This window comes from Bradyrhizobium sp. LB11.1, from assembly GCF_040549385.1.
Classification (GTDB): Bacteria; Pseudomonadota; Alphaproteobacteria; order Rhizobiales; family Xanthobacteraceae; genus Bradyrhizobium.
This window is the reverse complement of sequence record NZ_JBEPTH010000007.1, coordinates 258,755-280,671: the sequence shown is the minus strand read 5'-3', so window position 1 is coordinate 280,671 and position 21,917 is coordinate 258,755. Positions and strand designations below refer to the sequence as shown.

Genomic DNA, 21,917 nt, shown 5'->3' with positions numbered 1-21,917 from the left:
GGAAGGCCCTTTGCCCTTGACTTATTACTTAGCAAAAACATAATCGTGCGGCAAATTATTGCGCGTCCGAGCCAAGGGGGATCGGATGCTTTTTTCTCGTAGCGTTGGTAGGCGTATCTTGTTTGAAGTGGTCCAGCCGCTTTTGCGCCTGCGCTCAGCGTTGACTGGAACGCTCGTTCTTTTGTCGTCCGCTTTTCTGCTCACCGCCTGCATCGTTACGGCCGACCAATCGGTCGAAGCGGACCCCAAGGATCCGCGCGCCCAGGATCTCGTTGACAAGATCCGCGCCCTCGATCTTCAGCCGCGGCAACCTGCGGATGCAGGGGCAAGTGGCATGGGTCAAGCGAAATCGTCCAAACCCGCGATCTATCTCAGCGATGGTGCGACGCCACAAGGCGGCGCGCTTGCCGAACGCGACGATGGCGGCGGCAGCGGCTACGATCTCAACTTCGAGAACGCCCCAGTGGCGACCGTCGCAAAGGTCATCCTTGGTGACGTACTCAACGTCGGCTACACCATCGACCCCCGCGTGCAGGGGACCGTGACGCTCGCCTCGGTGCGTCCGGTTCCGAAGGCGGACGCGATCTACGTTCTGGAGAATGCGCTGCGCATGTCCGGCGTGGCGCTGGTGCGCGACCGTACCGGCTATCGCCTGCTGCCGGCGCCGGAGGCCGGCCCCGGCGGCATCGACCGCTCGGCGAGCACCGAAGCCGGCCAGGGCATCACCGTCGTGCCGCTCCGCTACACCTCGGCGCAAAACATCTTCAAGCTGCTCGATGCTTTCGGCGTGAAAGCATCGACCATGCGCCCCGACAACTCCCGCAACACGCTGATCGTCAGCGGCAGCGGAACGGATCGGGCGACCGCGGTCGACACAATTCTGTCATTCGACGCCGACTGGATGCGCGGACAATCGGTCGGCGTTTTCCCGGTGCGCAATTCCTCCCCCGAGCCTGTCATCGCCGAGATCGAGAAGATCATGGATTCCGGCGAAGGCGGCATGGGCCAGAACGTCATCAAGCTCCAGCCGATCGCGCGGCTCAACTCGATCCTCGTGGTGAGCCAGAAGCCGGAATATCTGAAGCGCGCCCAGACCTGGATTGCACGGCTCGACCGTTCCGACACCGATGGCGTGAATCTGAAATCTTATCCGTTGCGCTACGGCAATTCAAAGCTGGTCGTGGCGATGCTGAACGAGATGCTGTTCAACCAGAGCTCGGCAAGCGGTTCGACGCTCGACAGCGGGTCGAACCAGGTCGCTCCCGGTGCGGGCATCGCGACGTCGTCCTCCGGCAATCCGGTCGCAGCGTTAAGCGCGCTGCCAACCGCTGCCGCGGGTGCTTCGACGCCGGTGACCGGACCCGCTGGCTTCTCGCTCGGCGCCCGTCCCGCTCCGGCTGCGTCCGCGACGCCGCCGCAGGACAACAGTTTCGGCGGACCGAACGGCAACGGCTCGAAGTCCGGCATCAACGGCATCCTCCAGAACGTGCGGATCACTGCCGACGTCACCAACAATGCCGTTCTCGTCTATGCCAATCAGGACGCGCAGCGCGTCGTCGAGCAGACGATCCGCCAGATCGACCGGCCGCAGCGCCAGATCGCGATCGAGGCGACGATCGCCGAGGTGACGCTGAACGACCAGTTGAACTACGGCGTGCAGTTCTTCCTGGCGAGCCAGAAGGGCTCGATCTCCAACACCATCGCCGGCGTCAGCAATGCCGCGACTGTCGGCAGCGGCGCCGTCGAAGCGGCGTCCAACGCCGTCAACGCCGCGTCCGGCGCGTTGCTCGGACGCGTGCTGCCGGGCTTCAACTTCCTGGTCGGCTCGGAGAACTCGCCGCGTGTCATTCTCGATGCGCTGCACGGCGTCACCGATGTCAAGGTGCTGTCGAACCCGTCGCTGGTGGTGCTCGACAACCAGCCGGCGACGTTGCAGGTCGGCGACCAGGTGCCGTTCTCGACCGGCACCGCGACCGTGCTGACCGCCAACAACACCGTGGTCAACACCATCGACTACAAGAACACCGGCATCATCCTGCGCGTGCTGCCGCGCGCGAACGCCAACGGCAACGTCGTGCTCGACATCGAGCAGGAGATCTCGAGCGTGGCCGCCGGCAGCGCCAACTCGCTGACGCCGACGATCTCGCAGCGCCGGGTCAAAAGCTCGATTGCGGTGACGAGCGGGCAGACCGTACTGCTCGCCGGCCTGATCAGCGAGACCGAGAACAAGCAGCGCCAGGGCCTGCCGATCCTCGATTCCATTCCCGGCGTGGGCGACGCCTTCTCGCACCAGACCACCGCGCGCGCCCGCACCGAGCTGATCCTGTTCATCCGCCCGACCGTCATCAAGAACGGCGTCGATGCGCATGTCATCGCCGAGGAGATGCGCAGCAAGATGAACAGCCGCCTGGTCGGGACCAGCAATCCCGTGATCGCCGTCAGCCCGCCCAAGGCCGCGCGCTGACGGCGTGACCGAGGAAGATGCGCATGACGGGATACGTGCGCCGCTGGTCCTCAGCCTCGCGCTGCTCGTCGCCGTGTTCGCAAGCCTCGCCACGGCACCCGCCGCGGAAGGCCTCTATGGCGCATTCCTGGCCGCTCTCATGCTCGCCATCGCCGCGAACGATGCCCGCCATTATCTGATCCCGAATGAGCTGACCGCGGCCGCCTTCGCGCTCGCCCTGCTCCGCGCCGCCGCGTTCGTGCCCGATGTGGGCGCCGAAGCGCTGCTCTGGCCGATCGCGCGCGCCGTGGCCGTGGCGCTTCCGCTCCTGCTCCTGATGCTGGCCTATCGGTACTGGCGCGGCCGCGACGGGCTCGGGCTCGGCGACGTCAAGCTCGCCGCCGTCGGCGGGGCCTGGCTCGATCTTACGACGGCGGCCGCGGTGATCGAGCTCGCGGCGCTGCTCGCGATCGGCGCCTATGTCGCCAATGCTGCATTGCACAGGAAACCGCTGCGCGGGACCGCCTTCCTGCCGTTCGGCCTGTTCCTGGCGCCCTCCATCTGGATCGGCTGGCTGGGCGAGACGTGGTATCTCAACTGGCTCGGCGGCTGGCCCGGCTAAGGCCCACCCCCGATAAGGACAAATCCTCATCGCCGCGCAACTGGCTTTGTGCCGCATGGGCTTGTTTTCGGCTTTTTGCCAGATAGGCCGGGGAACCCGCGCGTCATCCTGATCGTGCTGCGGACATCAAGCCTGCAGCTTTTGCAGGGACCTTACCATCGCAATCTTCAACGCCTCGAGCGGGCGTGCCTTCGCGGAATCGCCGCCAGTGCGGCGCCTGCGTGTCCTGGTGAAATTGTCACGAAACGGGCACAGACCGCATGTCTGCGAAACCATCTGCAATGGTCTCGCCGGGTTGACAGCCATTTGTTCAACTCCTAATAGACCAGTCGTTTCCGGATGATTTCAATCATGTCAAACGCTACGGAGCTCGTCTCCGAAATCTCGTCGAAGATCGGGAACGCAGCTAAGGTCGTGGCGATGCGTGCGCGCCGCCGCCTTTCTCAAGGCGGAATGGTCCGTCCCGGCTTTTTCGATCAATATCCCCAGTTTTTCGAGACCAGCGAAACGACGGCATTCGCGAACCGATTGAACGAGCGCTATCGCGCCATCATCGATTTCAGCCGCAACGCGATCTCCGGAAAGCGCGTCCTCGATATCGCGAGCCATGACGGCCGGTGGAGCTTCGCCGCGCTGAGCGCGGGCGCGAGCCATGTCACGGGCATCGAGGCCCGCGCGCATCTGGTCCAGTCGGCGGGCGACAATCTCCAGCAGCTTGGAATGTCGCGCGACAAGTTTCAGTTCATCCAAGGCAATGCGTTCAGCGCGCTGGATCAGATCGCGCCTGGGCAAATCGACACAGTGATGTGCCTCGGTTTCTTCTATCACGTCACCGATCATATGGCGTTGCTAACCCAGATCGAGAGACTGAAGCCCGCGCACGTCATCATCGATACCGCGGTCGCCGCCGACCCACGAAACGTGGTTGTCTGGCAGGTCGAAAACCACGATTTCGAGAGCGACGCTGCCAAGACGTCAGATTCGCAGAAGATGGTCCTGGCTGGCATACCGAGCAGGGCCGCGCTCGATTTGATGCTGAAGAGCCTGGGCTGGAAGCCCCAGTATTGCGACTGGGGCAATGCCGGCATTCAAAACTGGACTCACATCGAGGACTACCAGGAACGCACCCGCGTGACACTGCGTGTCGACGTGGGCAAGTAGCCCGGAACTCCTCGCGGCGGATCGAGTTCGCGGTCGCGACTTTCGGGCCCCGGTTTACACCAGCAAGTGGAAGTCATGGCTCGCGGGCACCGTCGCTAGCGCGGCAAGCGGGGCCGCGCTCCCAGTGATATTGACGTGGAAATAGCTATAGTAGCCGTTGCCTGAATAGTCGGCCGTGAAGAACGTGGATGTCAGGCTGTGACGAGCTGAAGTCCGACGGTGAGCTGGGCGAGGATTTGGCGCAGCAAAAGCCTCAGCCACCGGATCAGGCGGTGGAAGTTGTAGCCGACGGCGGCCAGGACGGCATTGGTCGCATCTCCCTGGCGGTGCCAGAGATAATTGCGGTTCATTCGATGGTCTGATTTGAGGTGGCCGATCACCGGCTCGACGGCGGAACGCCGGCGCAGCTCGCGTTTGATCTTCGGCGTCATCCGTCGCTTCTGGCCTGAGGTGAATACCCTGAACTTGTAATCGGGCGGGGCATTGTGGCCGCGATAGCCCTTGTCGGCAAGGATGCGCTCGATGGTATCGCCGATGAGCGCCTCCATGTCCGGGATGACGGTTGCGAGCGTATGGCCATCATACGGATTGCCGGGCAGCGCTTTGACATGGGCGACGAACTGGCCGCCTTTGGCGTGCGCCAGCGTGGTGGCGACCGATACTTTGACCCCGAACTCGTAGGGCCGGTGCGCTTTGCCCTTGCCGATGCATTCGACCTCAGGGGCGTGCAGCGAGTAGATCTTGGGTCCCCGCTGGCCGGCTTCTGATCGAGCACTTGCCGGGCGCGCGCCAGCATGCGCTCCAATGCGATCCCCGACCAGATCGGCATTGCCACCGAGCTTGCGGCCGATGTCGCGGATGATGCGGCCCAGATAGGTCCGAAGCTGCCTCAGCGCCCTGTTTGCGCGCTTGAACTGCTTGGCATGGGCGTAGCGCTGGTGAGCGATCAGCGCGAACTTGCCGACCCGCGCATAGGACTGGCGCAGCTTGACATCCTGCTTCTTCGCCAGCCGCACCAGAATCTCGCGGGCGCGGTTCAGAAGCCTGGCATCGGTCGGGAACATGACGTTCTTGGGCTGCACCGTGGTGTCGACGATGACGCGGTTGAGATCGGCCGGCTTGATCGCCTTGGTCCTGGTGGCGACCGACAGGCTTTCCTGGAGCAGGGCCTGCAGCTTTTCCTCGCCCATGCGTTGGCGCCAGCGGGGTCAGCGAGGAGCGGTCGAACACCAGACGATGCTGGAAGAATTCTTCGCCGCAGAACAGCTGATAATAGGGATTCTCAAGCCACCGCTCGCACAAGACCTCGTCGGAGAGGTCGTAGGTGTGCTTGAGGATCGCCAGCCCCGCCATCAGTCGTGTCGGCAACGGCGGGTCGCCCCGGCTTGTCCTGGTAGACCGCGCCGAACTTCTGCTCGAGGAACGACCAGTCGATCGTCTTCGCCAGCTTCACCAGCGGGTGGTCCATGTCGATGATCGCGTCCAGCCGCGAGCGCAAAAGATCGGTCTGCCCCGTGTCTCGTCGTTCCTTTGGTCGCATCGTCCCCTCCGATGCACGCATGGAATCACGACTACCGATTCGACGGAATCCGGAAAAGCAAATTGCAAGCTTTCCGGCCGTCAAAGCCCGAAAGCTTGCAATCTCAAAGCTCGTCTCGTCCGAAAAATCGATTCCCGCTCAATGGCCTGGAGGATTTTTCACGGCCGACTGAATAAGCTTGGCCATCGAAGGCCTTCACATAGAGATCATCGGACGTTCCGTTGCTTTCGGCAACAAAGGTCGTTTGCGCAAGCTGCGCTGCCGTCACTGCATACGCGGTCTGTGCCGGCACGGTCGCTCCATTGACGACAAAGTGCCCGCTGCTCGGCGACGGGCTGTCGTCGTCTTCTACAGTGCCGCGTTTTTTGTCGAAGAGGTCGCGCGCGGCTGGCACCCATTCCAGGGCCCGAAGGCGGGCTCGCGGGCGGTGGTGGCGCGGCGGTTCATGCCCTCAAGCCAACAGGTGGAAATCATACGCGCCCAGCACGGGGTGGATCTGATCGTTGGCATCAATGGGCGCTACGGCGGCCGTGGACGATGCCCCGCTAGGCCCAACAGCGAGCTGCACCTTCGACCAGACGCCGCTGCTCGAGTACACGTGGCTGTCATAAGCGATCATGCGAACGTCGTCGGCCGCACCCGCCGAGCCTGCCACAAACGTCGTTTGCGCAAGCTGAGCCTGTGTCACCCAATACGGCGTTGCCTGCGGCACGACGGTTCCGTTCACCGTGAAGTAGCCGTGACCGGCCGTGGTGGTGCCGTCATAGATCAAATATGTGAGGGTATCGCCATCGGCGTCGCTGCCGCTGAACAGGCTGCCCACCGCAAACGACTGGCCAGCGCTCGCCGATACGCTGCTTCCGCTCGGCAGCGCGATCTGGGGCGGGGTGTCCGCAAGCACGCTGATCTTAGACCAGATGCCGCCTCCCGAATAGGATTGCCCGTCATAGGCGATCATGCGGACATCATCGGTGACGCCGGCCGATCCCACCACGAACGTGGTCTGCGCAAGCTGCGCCTGCGTTACCCAAAAGGGGGTTGCCTGTGGCACCACTGTTCCGCTCACCACGAGGTGGCCGTGACCGGCCGTTGTAGCGCCGTCATAGACCAAGTAGCTCAATGTATCGTCGTTAGCATCGGAGGCGCTGAACAAGCTGCTGATCGGGACCGACGAGGCAGGGTTTGCCACGACGGCTGCGCCGTCCGGCAATGCCATCTGCGGAGCGGCATTCGTCCCGGACGCGGTGACCAGCGTCTTGGTCCAAACCCCGCCGCCGGAGTAGGCTTGGCCGTCATAGGCGATCATCCGGATGTCATCGGATGTTCCCAGCGGTCCAGCCACGAATGAAGTCTGCGCGAGTTGGGCCTGCGTTACCCAATATGGTGTCCCCGCCGCCACGGTCGTACCGTTCACCACGAGATGGCCGTGGCTGCCGGTCGTGGTGCCGTCAAAGATCATATAGAGCAGCGTGTCGTGGTCGGCATCCCCCGAGGTGAAGAGGCTCGATATCGCCATGGTCTGGTTTGCGGTCGCCGATATGTTCGCCGAGACTGCGTTTGCGAAGGGTGCGTGATTGGTCGAGACGCCATTGAAATCGGCAGCGCTGAGGGAGAGGCTACCGACCAGATCGATCGCAAAATCAGCGACACCGTCGCCATTGGTGTCGCCCTCGACAACGGTCATGCCTCGCGCACTGTCATAGTAGTAATGGAGCTCGCCAGCTACCCCGTTGAACGCCGCGGTCCCGATGAAGTGAAATGAATCATTCGCCGCCGTATTGGTGTTGGCGTCCATCGGCGTGAGATCGATGTGGTCGACGCCGGGGGTGAAATCGGTGATGCGGTCGTGCTGGCCGACCGCAGGCGAGCTGTCGCCAGCAGCAAATACGAAAGTGTCGGCCCCATCTCCGCCGGTCAGGATGTCGACACCGGTGCCGCCGATCAGGGTGTCATTTCCGCCGCCGCCGGAGATCGTGTCGTTCCCGCCGCCGCCTTTCAGGACGTTGGCGATGGCGTTTCCAATGATCGTGTCGTTGCCGGAGCCGCCGGTGGCGTTATCGATATAGGAGCGCGCGTCGCCATTGTAGAGATAGGCGTTGTAGACATTGCCCGTCGCGTAATGACCGTTGCCAAGATAGGCGAGCTGCGTGGTGGAGAACACCGACGACGCACCGGGATTGAGATTAATGGTCAGGCTGGTCGTGTAGTTCGACAGGTCGTAGGTATCGACGCCATTGCCGTCCCAGACCGTGTCGTAGATGCGGTTAGCCGAGCCGCCGACGCCGCCACCCGGCGCGAGCTGTCCGACGCCGTTGATGAACTCCTGCCCCGTCGTCGGGCTCCAGGTGTAGACGGTGCTGCCGCTCTGGGTGTTGTAGTTCGCGCCATACAGCGTCTGCAGCGCGAGGATGTCGTTCGCCATGTAGGTCTGCGGATATCCGTAGGCCTCATTGGTGTAGCCGGTCAGCGGCCCGCCGACATAGCTGCGATAGCTCATGACGGTGTATTCGCTGTCGTCATGCGCACTCGGCACCGCGACATTGGCAACGCCGCCGGTCTCCTGGCTATGCTTGAGGCCCAGGGCATGCCCGAGCTCGTGCAGCGCGGTCGTGAAATAGTAATTGCCGAGCTGTGCCTGCGTGTAGTCGTATTGCGTGCCGAACCAGACGTCGCCGCCGGCCGCGTAATTGCCGGGGTAATAGGCGTAGGAGGTCGGATTGGCCGCCGGCGACTGCGCGACCATGATGTCGGCGGAGCCTGTGCCATTATACGAGATGCTGGCGTTGGTGTAGCTCTGGATCAGCGCAATGGCGTAGTTGATCGCCGCCTGCATCTGGGTCGGCGCGGCCGAAAAGCCCGCCGTCGTCGGTTCGCCGTTGCCACCGGAGTAGGAAGTACCATAGGTGCTGGACGACGTGGGGAAGCTGTAGCTGATCGTGCCGGACCATTTGGTCCCCGCCAGCAGGCCGTCTATGTCCGCGTTGTTGGTTGCACTAACATTGACAGAGGTAGCCAAGAGAATCTCCGAAGCGGCGGCCCCCCTCGATTCGAGGCGCGGACAGGTGATTCTAGTCTGAGACTTATACGTTTAGTTTAAGTTTGCGACTTGGCCCGCCCTCTTTCCGTAATGACTTGTTAAACATCAGGTCCCGTAAATACACGGGCAGGAATGACGGTGCCAATTCGGTCCGTCGTGATTTGCAAGGGAACGCATGAAGCCACACCTGCTTTCGGTCGGTCTGTTCAGCGCTTGGGTTGGGCTTGCCGGGCTAAATCACCTGCCCTTCGGAGGACTGCCTGTCATGGTCGAAAAAGCCAACGCGGACGACAGCGGCAAGGCGTGGCGCGCGCCCTCGGTTCCACCAGCCCGCGACCCTTCGGCAGCGGTCGCCGAGGAATACGAGCTGGCCCGCCAAAAGGGGACGCCTGAGGCACTCGAGCTCTTCATCACGCGCCATCCCGATAGCACACAGGCCGAGAAGGCCCGCGAGGACCTCGCTGCGATGAAGCGATAGGGGCCAACATGCCACCTCTCAGTGCTCGCGGCTCGGCGCCCACTCCAGCGCCCGCAGTCTCGCCTGGGCGAGTTCTCCGCGCGTCATCTTGGATGTGACGGCGTCGCGAATTCGTACGCGTGCCTCTCGCGCCTCGCGTGGCGCCGCCGCTGCGGACAGGTTGAGCCATTTGCTCGCTTCGACAATGTCTCGCGGCACGCCCTGGCCTCTGTCATAGAGCAGACCGAGAGAATATTGCGCAAGACTGTCGCCTTGCTCGGCGGCGCGGCGGTACCACATCGCCGCTTCGGTGTAATTCTGCGGAACGCCGCGGCCGGTCTCGAACATGTAGCCGAGGCGGGTCTGCGCCGATACATTGCCTCGCTCGGCCAGCGGAATGAAAGACCGCGACGCCGCAACGTAGTTTTGGCGATTGAAGGCGTAAATGCCCCGCTGCATCGACTGGCCCAAGGCTGCGTGCCCGGCCGAAAGCATGAGCGTGACGGCAGCAAGAGCAAACAGAATGGATTTCACGCGGTAACCACGCGCGAACGCGCGGAACACCTTTGCCGGTCGGCATTCGGCGTTTCGATGAGTGCTGCACCTGGTGATCATCCCCGCCCCGCTACCATCCTCACTGCAGGTTAGCTTCACCCGTGGGCAATATCCATCACCTTTGCGCGGGAAGAAAAACGATCGTGGCAGGCCTCCGATCAGGAAGCCTGCCACGACGTTCTGCACGGAAAGGTCTACTTCAGCGGAATCGTCGTCGTCGGCGAGAACGTGCCGTTCGTGCCGTTATCGCCAAACGAGGCCACCGCAGCTCCGCCGGTCGGATTGAGGGCGGCCGCAGCGCCAAAAATCCGGTTGCCCGACAGGTTCAAGCTGCTTGGTGCCGCAACCTGAATCCCGAAGCTGGGATTGAGATCATACAACGTATTGAGAGAAACTCCGACATTTGCAGCACCCGAAGCGCCCTGGATATTGAAGCCGCCCGTGTTGTTTGTGATGATCGAGTCCTTGACGACCACGCGCGCGCCGGCCGTCCCGACGAGGTTAATGCCATTGCCGGTGAAGCGATGGATGGTGCAATTGATGATCGTGGTTGAACCGGAGCCGATGACCTTGACGCCGTCGAGACCTGTGCCGAGCCCCTCGATGTCGAGCCCCTGAAGCACGACGCGGTCGGTCGACGCAACGCTGACGACGATGCCGTTGGTGCCGGAGACCAGCACACCGGCCTCGAAGCCAACCGAACTGATGGTGATCGATTTGGTGATGGTCACGGCACCGAAGCCGCCAGGATCGAGCACATTGATCTCGCCGGCGGCCGCAGTCTTGGAGATCGCGCCGGCGAAGGTCTTGCACGGTGCCGTGCGGCTGCACGGATTGGCATCATCGCCAACGCCGGACACCCACGTGCGGGTCGCTTGCGCGTTTGCTGGCGCCGACGCCAGGAATGGAACCAGAAAACCAATTGTCAATACGAGTAAACCAAAGCGCTTCATCTCCGCCTCCTCTGAGCTGGCCGTTTCTCGGGCGCAGCAAAATGCTGAACAATAATTTCCAGTAGAACTCATTCTGCGGATGAAGGCAGCCCCGACGCAGGCTTGTGCGTATCGCATGCACGAAACAATCGCCGGCAGCCATCCCCCAATTCGCTGCAGTCCAGTCTCAAGTGTCACGCGCAAAATAGGCCGGAATCACGCCACCAACTAAAGGCCCATTTGAGATCGAGGCCGCTTTGGCCGCCACCTCTCGTGCATCTGTCCATCGGTAAAGATGCCAGGTTCAATTAGAGGTGTTATTTTTATGATCGTGTCGGATCGCGAGAACCCCCGAGAACTTGCCTACGAACCAGGAGCCGGAAGCATGCGATTTCGGCAACCATTATAGGGCTATGACGCCTGTCCCGGCCGCATCGACCGCCGTCGCCAACGCTGTTATAGCTGCCTCGTCGGCCAGACCTGTGTGGTTTGGCCGCGCATGCATGCATTTCTGTCCGGAGTCCCCATCAATGGCCTTTCCGCGCGCCTCGCAAGCCCTTTCCCGCTTCACTGTGCTCGACCTCACCCGTGTCCGTTCGGGACCGACCTGCGTACGACAATTGGCCGATTGGGGCGCCAATGTCATCAAGATCGACGCACTTCTGGAAGACGGCGGTGGCGAGCAGCCCGGCGGCCCCCGCCGGGGCGCCGACTTCCAGAATTTGCACCGCAACAAGCGCGCCATGACGCTGAACCTCAAAGACCCCAAGGGCCTCGATGTGTTCAAGCGCCTGGTCGCGAAGGCCGACGTGGTCGTCGAAAACTTCCGGCCCGACGTCAAGACAAAGCTTGGCATCGACTATGAGAGCCTGCGCGGGATCAATCCCCGTCTGGTCTATGGCAGCATCTCGGGGTTCGGCCAGGACGGCCCCTATCACAAGCGGCCGGGCTTTGATCAGATCGCGCAGGGCATGGGCGGCCTGATGTCGGTCACCGGAGCGCCCGGCGAAGGCCCGATGCGGGTCGGCATTCCCGTCGCAGACCTCACGGCCGGGCTGTTCTGCGCGCTCGGCATCCTCACCGCGCTCCTGGAGCGCGAGGTTTCCGACGAGGGGCAATGGGTGCAGACCTCGCTGTTGCAAGCCCAGATCTTCATGCTGGATTTCCAGGCGGCGCGTTGGCTGATGGAAAAAGAAGTCGCCGGCCAGGCCGGCAACAACCATCCGACCAGCATCCCGACCGGCGTGTTCAAGACGTCCGACGGCTACATCAACATCGCAACCACTGGCGGGCGGATCTGGGAGCGCTTCGCACAAGCGATCGGCTCCCCTGAGCTGGTCACCAATCCGGATTATGCTACTGCGCCTGTGCGCTCGAAAAACCGCGACGCACTGAACGCGGAGATCGGCAGACGGACCGTGACGAAATCGACCGAGACCTGGGTCAGGGACTTCAACGAGGCAGGCGTACCCTGCGGCCCGATCTATGCGATCGACCAGATGTTCGAGGATGCGCAGGTCAAGCATCTCGGCATCGCACAGGATGTGCCGAATGAAGAGAACCGGAAAATCCGGCTTGTCGCACAACCGGTCAAATTGTCTCGTACCCCTAGCAAGATGGCTGCACGACCGCCGGAATTCGGCGAGCAGACCGAAGAGGTGCTCGCCGAGTTCGGATTTGAAAGCGACGAAATCGCACAGCTTAGGAAGGCCAAGGTCGTGTGAGCTGGCGCTTGAGAGCCCCTGAGGAGCACGACGGGCCCCGAGGCGCGACGGTCGCGCCGAAACCTCGCCCTATTGCCGCAGATCCACGAACTCCTCCAAATAGCCGCGCCTCAACCAATAGGGGGTGCGGCTTGCTCTTGCCGGCGCAATGAGCTCCGTTACGGTGAATTCGTTGGCCTCATGATTGATGGAGAGAAAGCGGTCGGCGCGCGCCCTGATCTGCCGCCAATATTCGTCCGCGGCCTGACGTCCGATTTCCGTCAACGAATCGACGTTGACAATGAGGTCGTAGCGCTCGCCACTGTGCACGAACTCAGCCGGTGAAAGCAGCTTGATCGCGTCCGCGCGGCGCTGCTCGCCGTAGAGTGCGACAGCCTCCGGCCCGAGCGTGCGACCAAGAAAATAACCCTGGGCCAACGAGCTCACGGGGATGTCGACGATGGCGTAGTCGCGCACGCCAAACGCACGCGCATAGTAAGCGGTGCGGCCAAGGCCGCCGCCGATCTCGAGCACGCGCGGATGCTCAACACCGTCCAGCAGCCGTGCGATCCGCCAAGCCTGGTAGATTGCCTGGGGAACGCGAAATGACATCACGCCGCGTGACGTCGCCAGCCCGTATTCGCCGCGATAGGGATTGGGAACCTTGAACGCAACGCCGAGCGCCCGGTCGATCTGCTCCAGCACCTTTTCGACGGCGATCGGATGGCGGCGCAGGCCATAATTCTCCGGATATTCAAGCGGCCGCGCGCCGATCGCTTCCGCGAACGTCACCAATCCGTCGAGGACGAGCCGCGGCGCATGGCGGTCCTCGATCCGCAGACCGCTGGCCCGCAGCGATCGTACGGTGCTGTCGAAACCGAAAAAGATATCGGATGTGACGGGATCACGAAGGATGCGCTCGATCCCGGCGCGATCGTTCGCCGCGATAGCCTGCCCGATGTCAGCGTGGCGTTCCGAATAGATATCGGCCCATTGTCCGGTCGGCTGCTCCGCCCGCGATTTGAAGCTTGCGACTAGCCGATCGACCAGCGCCCCATCCTCGGCGCTCTCGCCAAGGGCAAATGCACCGACGGCATTCCCAAGATTGCCCAGGCGCCGGTTATAGCGATGCCGGATCACTCTCGACTTGATCGCCGTTCGTATCGTCTCCCGAAGCAGCAGAAACCGAGGCCGCATAGGCTGATTCACCCCCAGAAAGACCAGCAACCTAACTTACCGTCGCAGCGCTCACAAGCTGTCCGGGCCGACGCAATCTGCCGGCCGCCGCGTCCGCGCAAAGCCGTATCATCAGACACACAAACGGGGGGTGGGAGCTTGCCCTCATCATGGATTGACGGCTAGAACGGCTTTATGAGCCCCTGGAGATCGCTTTGTCGCAAACCGCGTATATCTCCGAAAAGATACTGCTGATTGCTGTGGCGATCGACCTTGCGCTCGGCGGCAACGGCTATTTGATCACGATCGGTTTGTTTCGCGTCCGGGAAATCCTGTTTGCGATATGCGTACCGTGGGCCGTTCTGCGCCTCACCGTGCTCAATCCGGTCAAGGTCGATCGAAAGATCATGACATTCGTGATCGCGTTTATCGCGATGACCGCGCTCGATGCACTGCTGGGCTACCTCAAGGGAAACAATCTCAACGACATCATCGGCGAGATCAAGCCGCTTGCCTATTTTCCGATGCTCCTGTTCTTTGCAGTGGCGATCCGATCGATCTCGGACGTAACGATGGTCGCCAGAATCCTCGTTGGATGCGGGATTATCATGTCCGTCGCCTATCTGCTGGTGCTGCTCGCGGCCTTTACCGGCGTCGTCAGCTACCTGGCGGTTTTCAACGCTCTCGGCTCGATCGACGAGTTCATCTTCCGGCAGGCGGTCGATCGCCAGCTCGTCTTCATCGGATTCTTCTACAAGGGCTTTTTCTACGTGGCCATTGCTATGCTGTTCATGATTTTCGGACGGTTCGCGTATGGACGGCTAGTCGCCACGATTTGCGGAATTGCACTCGCGATGACGCTGACCCGGTCCCTGTTCGTCGGGTTCGCCTGCGCGGCTCTCGTCGGGCTTCTCCTGCAGTGGAACTGGCGGCGGTCCATCGTTCCGATCGGACAGCTCGGTGTCATGGCTATTATCATGCTGATAGCCGTGCAGGCCGAAACAAATCTGAACCTGAAGGAGTTCGCCGCCCTGGGGGTCATCCGCGGCCCGGCTGACCTGGAAAAGTACGCCTCCCAAGGCGGTGTCCCACCGCCGGTGCCGCCTCCGACTGCCGCGATCTTCGAGGCCCGTCCGACCGACAACGAACGGATACGCGACGTCAAATTCGTGTTTCAAAACACCAATGCGGCTTCGCTTCTGGTCGGCAACGGACTTGGTGCGCAAATCAGAGACCGAGACCGCGTCGAATTGAACTATCTCGAGGTCCTGTTCAAGCAGGGGCTCGTGGGCCTCGGATTCTGGCTGCTTTTGATCGGATACGTGACACAGCTGTATTTCGCAAGCGCGCCCGGGTCGAGGGATCTCGCGGCGCCGTTCCTATTGTCAGGGATCTTTGTGTATGTGGCAACCGCGTTCAATACGGTTCTCACTGGATCAATCGGAATGGGCGCTGTATTCATTTCGATTGCCAGCCTGGATGTCATCTCAAGATGTCGTCCCGCGGCGGGCGTTGTCCCGAATTAGTTTGCAGGCCTCATGTTCACCAATCCATTCCTTGTCTACATTGCCGCCTTCGCCGCGGTCCTTGGTACTTATAAGCTCGGCTGGTCGAGCCTTTACCCCCCCTTGTCGTTCTCGTTGCTCGGATTCTTCGCGGGCACCTTTCTGGCGGCCGGGTCGCTCGCCTACGCCTTCCGGTCCACGACGGCACAGATCAGGGAGCACCGGCCCGCCCTGCCCGGCTGGGTCGTCGTTCCGCTCGTCCCGATGATGCTCGCGGACATCGTGTACAATGGTGGCGTCCCTTTGGTGATGATCGCAAGCGGTCACTTCAACTATGCGAACGATCTCAAGTTGGTCCCCCATCTACATGTTTTTACAGTGACCTTCGGCAGTGCCTTCAGCACCATCCGTTTCGCGGATTTTCTTAGCACGAAGCGCCTGCGTTATCTCCTCGAGGCCGCGCTGCCGATCATCTACTTCGTGGCGATCGTGTATCGGGGACCTGCTGCGATCACGCTCGTAAGCTGGGGGTTCGTCTATCTCATCGCAAGGCGTCCGCGCTGGCCCGCGCTGACGGCGTTGGCAGCGATCGTGGTCGCGGGCCTGTATCTGTTCGGCCTGTTCGGCAATTATCGCATGCAGTCGAGCGAGCACCTTCTGGAAAGGGCCCAAGCCTCGCCCGCCTTCATGAAGTCGGGAATCCCGACGACGTTTTTCTGGGCCTATGTCTATTTTACCTCGCCGATGGCAAATCTTGAGCTTTCGGTCGACACTGACAAGCCGGCGCCCCATGCCCCGGCCGAGTTCGCCGTGAGCGAGTTCGTGCCCGACATTGTCTCCAAACGCGTGCTGCCGCTGATCGGCGTTACGAGTCGGGTTAGCACGCCCGAAGCCGCCCGGGGCCTCAATGTGGCAACCATGTTCGGCCGACCCTTCATCCTGATGGGGTGGACCGGCATGGCCATCATGTTCGCTGCCTTCGCCGCATTTGTGGCAGCGTATCTGTACCTGATCCGAAACAGTTCGCTGGCCGTTCCGGCGCTGGCGCTGCTGAGCACATTCGTGGTGTTCAGCACCTTCCAGAACATGATCGCTTATAGCGGCGTCTTCCTTCAGTTAGTCTGGCCGCTCTTGCTGACGCCATTGTTCGACCTTCTCGGCGCACTCAAAAAGATGCATCCGGAATAGAGACCTGTCGCATCGACCCCGAGCCGCAGCGCGGGTTCTCAACGCATCACAGCTTGGCGCTCATGCGAAAGGGCGGGGCCTGCGAGGCCCCCGCTCTTCCGCGCACCACCTTGCTCACACGACCAGGATGTCGTGAGGATTGATCGTCACCCCCGCCTGAACCTGCGCCACCGACAGCGATGCACCCTGGGTTCCGTCGGCACTGAAGTACAGTGTCTGGTTGGCCGTATCGAACAGGAAGCCGGAGAGCCCGTTGAACTGATCGCTCGCCGCGGTCTGGAACAGCGGCGTCACATCCATGCCGGCCGTCAGACCGCCGCCGAAACCGCTCGCCGAGACGGCGATGTGATCATGCTGGCTGGTATTGTTGAAGTCGGTAATGGTCGCAGTGCCATCGGTCGTATGCATGAACGCGAATGTGTCATTGCCCGCGCCGCCGCTCATGACGTGGTTTCCGGAATTGCCGATCAGGATGTCGTTGCCGGCCCCGCCATTGAGCGTCTCGGTGCCGTTGGTGGCGATAAGGATGTCGTCGCCGCTGGTACCATCGAGCGTCGTGGCGCTCGCCGCGTTGTTGATGACGGTCGCGGTGGCCGTATTTTCGCTCGCCGCAAGTCCGTCTGACGCGGCGTAGTTGAACGAGCCGCCCGGCGTGGTGTCGTCGATGAAGAACACGTCGGGACCCGCCAGCGACGCCGCGCCGCCACTGCTCGAGATGACGCTGCCGACCGACAGATGGTCGATCGTATCAGGATCGATATCGTTGGCCGCCAGTGCCCATGCGGGGATATCGACCGTGCCGTTGGGACCGACATCGGTGATGATGTTATCGCTTACAGCCGTGGGCGCATCGTTGCTGCCGTTGAGGGTGACGCTGATGTCCTGGTAGGCGGTGGCACCAGCGTGGTCGATCACCGCGACGGTATAGATCTGGGTGATCGACTGCCCCTGCCCCAGGAACTGGATGTCGGCGTTGTCAACGCTGAAGTGCCACGCCACCGAGCCCGAGCCGCCCGACTCCGTGACCGGGTCGAGCGAGAACGTCCCGACATAGCTGCTGTCATGCGGCGTGAAGCTCGCCGTGTGCGTATCGCCCGGGTCGGAATCCGCGAACGAGACTGATCCGTCCGAGGTCTCGACCGCCGGCCCCGGTGTCGGGGCTAGCGAGAACTGGTCAAAATGGATTCCTGAAATGCCAGCGCTGTAGTTGATCAGGAACTGATCCGTCAGGCCATCGCCAACGAAGTCGAAAGTGTATTTGGTGAAGCCGAGGGAAAGGTCCAGCGGCCCTGCCCAGGATGTTGTGAACGTCTCGGGGCCACCACCCGCGTCACCCGCGGCATAGAAGCTCAACGTATAGTGCTGACCGGCGACAGTCGCGATGTCCTGCTCCAGCGATCCGGTGCCCGTCAGGTTGGCGGTGTAGTTGCCAAAATCGCCGCCGAGCGCGTCGAGTTCGACCACGGGACCGTTCGCCACCCAGCCCGTGAAGTCACCGGTCTCGAAGCCACCATTGACGGCAAGGCTCGGCCCGGCGTCTTCGGTGATCGAGCCGAAGGCGATGGCCGACGTGATCTGTGGCGCCTCATCCGAACCCGTGATGTTGAACGTCAGGGTCGTCGGAGTGCTGTGACCGAAGCTGTCGGTGACGGTGAAGTTGAACAGGTCGGTGGCATGCTGGCCATCGAGCAGCCCGTCGAGCGCCGGATTGGCAGTGTAGAGATAGGTGCCGTCGTTGAAAACCGTGAGCGTGCCGTAAGTGCCCGCGACGTCGAGGATGCCGGAGACCGCATTGCCGTTGACATCCGTCACGCTCAGCGTATTGCCGATATCGCCAGCACTGTCGCCCGCATCCGTGATCATGTTGCCGACGGCGACAATGTTGCCCGCATCGATCGCAGTCGTGTCGGCAACGCTGGCCACGTCCGCATTGACGATGGGCTGGTTGTCGGCCGCACCGGTGGCCGTGATCGTCACCAACTGCGTCGAGTTGGTCACGCCATCCGAGACGGTGACGTTGTACGTCACCGTCAGCGTGTCGCCGGCATTGAGGAAATCGAGGTCCTTGTCCGGAATGCTGAAGGTCCAGTAGATACCGCCGTGGCCTGAGCCGGTGGAATCGTGCAGGACCGTGGCCAGCGCCGATTGCAGATCGTTCAGCGTCCCCCACGGAACGAAGTCGCCGCCCGACCAGACGGCCGAGTCAACACCGACGCTGACCGAATGGTGGTCCGTCAGATCGACGTCATCGAACGCGAGCGTGCCCGTCGGTGTCGGGCTCGTGCTGTCGAGCGACGACGATCCGATCGTGTTGGCCTGTTCGGCAACCGTTCCGCTCTCCGGACCGCTGGTCATGACGACGGCGTCGTTGGTGCCGGTGATGACCACTTCGACGGTCTGGGTCGCGGTGGTCGCGGCGTCGCCGACGTGGACCTGGTAATCGACGGTCAGGGTCTCGCCTGCGGCGAGGAAATCGAGCTGGTTATCCGGGATGCCGAAGGTCCAGTCGACGCTGCCGCTGCCCGTGCCGGTGGAGTCGTGCAGCGCGGTGGCAAGGGCGGTATGAAGAGCCGCATCCGTTCCGGCCGGAAGCGTCGAGCCGCCAGACCATGTTTCAGAGGCCAGCGATACCGCCACGGTGTGGGAGTCACCGGTGTCTGCATCCGTGAAATTCAACGTTCCAGTCGGCACCGGGCTGGTCGTGTCCGGCGTCGCGGAGCCTGTCGTGTCGGCGAGTTCGGACAAGGTGGCAGCTTCCGCGCCGCTGGTGATTATCACCGGATGGTTGGTACCGAGAATGGTGACGGTGACGTTCTGCGTCGCCGTTGTACCGGCAGGATCGGTGACGACGACCTGATAGGTCAGGGTCAGGGTCTCGCCGCCGGGGATGGCGCTCGCCAGGCTGTTGGGAAGGGCGAAATCCCAGCCGACGTCGCTAAGCACATGGCCGGTCGAATCCGTCAGGGTCGTGGAGAACGCGCTGAGCAGCACGGAATTCGGGATCGAGATCGAGCCGCCGCCCGACAGCGAAGCCGAGACCGACGTGGCGACCGAATGGCTGTCGGACAAGTCGACGTCGGCGAAGGGCAGCTCGCCATGCGCCTTGAGCTTGCCGTCCGGCGAGACATTCTGATCCTCGACGAGATGCGCAGTCTCGGGGCCGCCGAGGAAGACCGGCTTGTCGTTGGTCCCGACCACCGTCACCACGACATTCTGCGTCGTGATGCCACCGGCATGATCGTCAAGCTGAAGGACGTAGTTGATCTTCAGTTGCTCTCCCGCCGCGAGATAGTCGAAGGCAAGATCCGGCGCGGAGAAGGTGGTATTGATGGTTCCGCTGCCCGAGCCCGACGCCTTGACGACATTGTTGACGTTGAAGAACGACATCAGCTCGGCGGTGCCTAGCGCGCCCGGCAGAATGCCGGTGGTCGTTCCCGACGCCGAAGCCGCGACCACGCTTGCGGTGAAGCCGGTGTTGGTCAGGTCGACGTCGGTGAAACTCACGGCAATCGGGGTGGTGTCGGGCGAAATCGACAGCGTCTGGTCCGCCTGCTCGGTGATCGTCGCCGCCACCGATGTCGCGATCACCGGCTTGTCGTCGGTACCGGTCACCGTGATGGTGACGGTCTGCTTCGCCGTGCCGCCATGATTGTCGCTAACCGTCACGTCATAGGTGAGGACGATCACCTGGTTCTTGGACAGGAAGTCAAAATCGTCATCGGCTTCGCTGAACGACCATTTTACCGTCCCCGTGCCGTTGGTATCCTTGGTGATCTGCGACGTCATGGCCGTCTGGAAATGCGCGAGCGAGCTGGCCGGGATCACGGAGCCACTCGACAGCACCGCGGAATGCAATGCGACGGACGTCGTATGGGTGTCGCTGTGATCGCTGTCCTTGAAAGTCATCGTGTCCGAGAGCTGATGCAGCGCGGTGGAATTCGTCGTGTTGCTGAATTCGCCGAAGCTGTCGCTGTCCGGACCGCTGGTGAAGACGGGCGCGTGATTGGTCATGGAAAACACCTCCCTGAGTGGGTGCAATACAAGCGCCGCCGCCTATGAGATTTCGGAAGCGCGTTTAATTTTGCTTGGCCGGTTCGCGGGGACGGCAGACACGAAATCGCACGAAGTACAGAGAACGCGGAATAGTGCGCTATCAGAACTATCGTCGTCGTTTCTCAGTTTGATGACTGGTGGAGTATCGAGCGTGATGACGGGCGGTCGCGCGACGGGCCGGTCGAAAGAAACATCACAAGATCTGCAAAATACTCAGCAAGGACAATGTTCGTCATTCGCAACCGCGGGGGGATCATATTCGCAACGTTGCGGTCACGTCAACCTAGACGCGCAACGCGGCGAAAAACAAGCAGCACGCCCGAAAACAATTTGAACGGATTGGCAAATCTTCCGATCGTCCGCGAGAAAAGACGTCGTTCCGGACACGGAACTCGTCGTCCCATGCACACCGGTTTTTGGTGATCGCCGGTCGACGCAGACATTGGCGATGATGGCAAGCCCGCGACCGGGGAGCCCGCTCGCGGGCTTTGTCTTTCGGGGGGATTTGAAAATGCTCCCGCACGCCCGTAAGTGGTTCCGCTCTATGGCAAACTTGCCGCCGACCGCCGATCTGCTATATTTCCGAACCATGGATTGCATGAGGGATAATGAAGGGATCATCTTGGCTTGCAGCACCGGCTCTCGCCTTTGTCCGGTGACGACGGCCATGTCAGGACAACGCGCCGGCGAACCACTCCAATGAGCGGCAAGGGAGTGCTGGGCGAGACGGATCGCATTGCCCGTCTGTTTGGCCTGATCGCCGTTCGTGCCGGCGAAACCATCATGAGGATGCGCGCGACGGCGAGCGATCCGCACTACAAGAGCGATGGCTCGCCAGTCACCGCCGCCGATCTTCAGGCTGACGAGGTCATTCGATCGTGCCTCGCGCGCAATCTTGCGGATATCCCCGTCGTCACGGAAGAGACCTGCGATGGCACCCTGACGGCACTGCATCCGCGCTTCATCCTCGTCGACCCCCTCGACGGCACCAAGGAATACATCCGGGGAGCCGCCGAATTCACGGTCAATATCGCCCTGATCGAAGACGGGTCACCGGTTGCGGGCGCTGTCTATGCGCCGGCCCTGTCCCAGCTTTATCTCGGCGGATCAAACGCCTACAAGCTGCATGTCGAACCCGGCTCGTGTGGTCCCTCGTTCAGCGATATGCAGACGATTGAGGTGCAGGTCCCCTCGCCCGAAGGCTTGCGGGCCGTCACAAGCCGGTCGCACCTCGACGATGCCACGCAGGCATGGATCAGCCAGCGCCGGATCCGGGAACTGAAGCCGTCCGGATCGTCGCTCAAATTCTGCGCGGTTGCAGAAGGTGCGGCAGACGTCTATCCACGTCTGGCTCCGACCATGGAATGGGACACGGCCGCGGGGCACGCGGTGCTCCTGGCGGCCGGCGGACGGGTTGTCGGCCTGGACGGAGGGGACGTTCGCTACGGCAAACCGGCCTATCGCAACGGTCACTTCGTTGCGTGGGGCGGAAGCGTCGGCGAATAGCGCAACGACGGCACAGACTCTGACTGGACAAAAAGACGC

The 21,917-nt window shown here is 62.1% G+C and carries 15 protein-coding genes and 1 pseudogene; 8 read left to right on the top strand and 8 right to left on the bottom strand.

The features are described from left to right. Positions 1-154: 154 nt before the first annotated feature. Positions 155-343 carry a hypothetical protein gene (locus ABIA96_RS20670; RefSeq protein ID WP_354138884.1) on the bottom strand — a complete coding sequence of 63 codons (189 nt, stop codon included), beginning with the start codon at positions 341-343 and terminating at the stop codon, positions 155-157. Here ABIA96_RS20670 and gspD point away from each other — a divergent pair. From gspD to ABIA96_RS20655, 3 genes are all read left to right on the top strand, one after another. Beyond that, complete coding sequence (gspD, locus tag ABIA96_RS20665; RefSeq protein ID WP_354138883.1) at positions 335-2,464, top strand: type II secretion system secretin GspD; 2,130 nt, start codon at positions 335-337, stop codon at positions 2,462-2,464. The genes ABIA96_RS20670 and gspD overlap by 9 nt on opposite strands. A gap of 4 nt (positions 2,465-2,468) precedes the next feature. Continuing rightward, positions 2,469-3,065 (top strand): prepilin peptidase, encoded by a 597-nt coding sequence (locus ABIA96_RS20660; protein WP_354138882.1) that lies wholly within the window; start codon positions 2,469-2,471, stop codon positions 3,063-3,065. 351 nt (positions 3,066-3,416) lie between these two features. Further along, positions 3,417-4,226 carry a class I SAM-dependent methyltransferase gene (locus tag ABIA96_RS20655; protein ID WP_354138881.1) on the top strand — a complete coding sequence of 270 codons (810 nt, stop codon included), beginning with the start codon at positions 3,417-3,419 and terminating at the stop codon, positions 4,224-4,226. 191 nt (positions 4,227-4,417) lie between these two features. Here the strand turns inward: ABIA96_RS20655 and ABIA96_RS20650 are convergent. The 3 genes and pseudogenes from ABIA96_RS20650 to ABIA96_RS20640 form a co-directional block, all read right to left on the bottom strand. Beyond that, positions 4,418-5,766: pseudogene (locus tag ABIA96_RS20650) on the bottom strand (IS5 family transposase). Between the two features lie 103 nt (positions 5,767-5,869). After that, positions 5,870-6,160 carry a hypothetical protein gene (locus tag ABIA96_RS20645; RefSeq protein ID WP_354138880.1) on the bottom strand — a complete coding sequence of 97 codons (291 nt, stop codon included), beginning with the start codon at positions 6,158-6,160 and terminating at the stop codon, positions 5,870-5,872. A gap of 57 nt (positions 6,161-6,217) precedes the next feature. Further along, complete coding sequence (locus ABIA96_RS20640) at positions 6,218-8,782, bottom strand: M10 family metallopeptidase C-terminal domain-containing protein (RefSeq protein WP_354138879.1); 2,565 nt, start codon at positions 8,780-8,782, stop codon at positions 6,218-6,220. A 286-nt stretch (positions 8,783-9,068) separates the two neighbouring features. Here ABIA96_RS20640 and ABIA96_RS20635 point away from each other — a divergent pair, with 286 nt between their 5' ends. Beyond that, complete coding sequence (locus ABIA96_RS20635; RefSeq protein ID WP_354138878.1) at positions 9,069-9,281, top strand: hypothetical protein; 213 nt, start codon at positions 9,069-9,071, stop codon at positions 9,279-9,281. Positions 9,282-9,299: 18 nt separating this feature from the next. Here ABIA96_RS20635 and ABIA96_RS20630 read toward each other — a convergent pair whose 3' ends face one another. Beyond that, entirely contained in the window at positions 9,300-10,001 is a 702-nt protein-coding gene (locus ABIA96_RS20630; RefSeq protein ID WP_354138877.1) for a tetratricopeptide repeat protein, read from the bottom strand. 8 nt (positions 10,002-10,009) lie between these two features. Beyond that, positions 10,010-10,945: a right-handed parallel beta-helix repeat-containing protein gene (locus ABIA96_RS20625; RefSeq protein WP_354138876.1), complete on the bottom strand. Its 936-nt coding sequence runs from the start codon at positions 10,943-10,945 to the stop codon at positions 10,010-10,012. Between the two features lie 332 nt (positions 10,946-11,277). On the opposite strand from ABIA96_RS20625, the gene ABIA96_RS20620 reads away from it, so the two are divergent. Then, the gene (locus ABIA96_RS20620) at positions 11,278-12,471 is read left to right on the top strand and encodes a CaiB/BaiF CoA transferase family protein (RefSeq protein ID WP_354138875.1); all 1,194 of its coding nucleotides are present in this window, start codon (positions 11,278-11,280) and stop codon (positions 12,469-12,471) included. 69 nt (positions 12,472-12,540) lie between these two features. Here the strand turns inward: ABIA96_RS20620 and ABIA96_RS20615 are convergent, their stop codons facing one another. Next, a complete protein-coding gene (locus tag ABIA96_RS20615; RefSeq protein ID WP_354138874.1) occupies positions 12,541-13,647 on the bottom strand; it encodes an SAM-dependent methyltransferase in 1,107 nt (368 codons plus the stop codon). Between the two features lie 386 nt (positions 13,648-14,033). Between ABIA96_RS20615 and ABIA96_RS20610 the strand changes: the two genes are divergently transcribed. Both ABIA96_RS20610 and ABIA96_RS20605 read left to right on the top strand, forming a co-directional pair. Next, on the top strand, positions 14,034-15,152 hold the full coding sequence (locus ABIA96_RS20610) for a hypothetical protein (RefSeq protein WP_354138873.1): 1,119 nt from the start codon (positions 14,034-14,036) through the stop codon (positions 15,150-15,152). A 12-nt stretch (positions 15,153-15,164) separates the two neighbouring features. Further along, complete coding sequence (locus ABIA96_RS20605) at positions 15,165-16,319, top strand: hypothetical protein (RefSeq protein ID WP_354138872.1); 1,155 nt, start codon at positions 15,165-15,167, stop codon at positions 16,317-16,319. A gap of 114 nt (positions 16,320-16,433) precedes the next feature. On the opposite strand, the gene ABIA96_RS20600 is transcribed toward ABIA96_RS20605, so the two are convergent. Further along, a complete protein-coding gene (locus ABIA96_RS20600) occupies positions 16,434-20,330 on the bottom strand; it encodes a beta strand repeat-containing protein (protein ID WP_354138871.1) in 3,897 nt (1,298 codons plus the stop codon). Between the two features lie 669 nt (positions 20,331-20,999). Between ABIA96_RS20600 and cysQ the strand changes: the two genes are divergently transcribed. Further along, the gene (cysQ, locus tag ABIA96_RS20595) at positions 21,000-21,878 is read left to right on the top strand and encodes a 3'(2'),5'-bisphosphate nucleotidase CysQ (protein ID WP_354138870.1); all 879 of its coding nucleotides are present in this window, start codon (positions 21,000-21,002) and stop codon (positions 21,876-21,878) included. The last annotated feature ends 39 nt before the right edge of the window (positions 21,879-21,917 follow it).

Excerpts from the sequence above, each read along its gene's own strand:
- gspD (WP_354138883.1), top strand. The coding sequence starts at position 335 with ATGGGTCAAGCGAAATCGTCCAAACCCGCGATCTATCTCAGCGATGGT.
- ABIA96_RS20655 (WP_354138881.1), top strand. The coding sequence starts at position 3,417 with ATGTCAAACGCTACGGAGCTCGTCTCCGAAATCTCGTCGAAGATCGGG.
- ABIA96_RS20635 (WP_354138878.1), top strand. The coding sequence starts at position 9,069 with ATGGTCGAAAAAGCCAACGCGGACGACAGCGGCAAGGCGTGGCGCGCG.
- ABIA96_RS20620 (WP_354138875.1), top strand. The coding sequence starts at position 11,278 with ATGGCCTTTCCGCGCGCCTCGCAAGCCCTTTCCCGCTTCACTGTGCTC.
- ABIA96_RS20615 (WP_354138874.1), bottom strand. The coding sequence starts at position 13,647 with ATGCGGCCTCGGTTTCTGCTGCTTCGGGAGACGATACGAACGGCGATC.
- ABIA96_RS20610 (WP_354138873.1), top strand. The coding sequence starts at position 14,034 with ATGACATTCGTGATCGCGTTTATCGCGATGACCGCGCTCGATGCACTG.
- ABIA96_RS20605 (WP_354138872.1), top strand. The coding sequence starts at position 15,165 with ATGTTCACCAATCCATTCCTTGTCTACATTGCCGCCTTCGCCGCGGTC.
- ABIA96_RS20600 (WP_354138871.1), bottom strand. The coding sequence starts at position 20,330 with ATGACCAATCACGCGCCCGTCTTCACCAGCGGTCCGGACAGCGACAGC.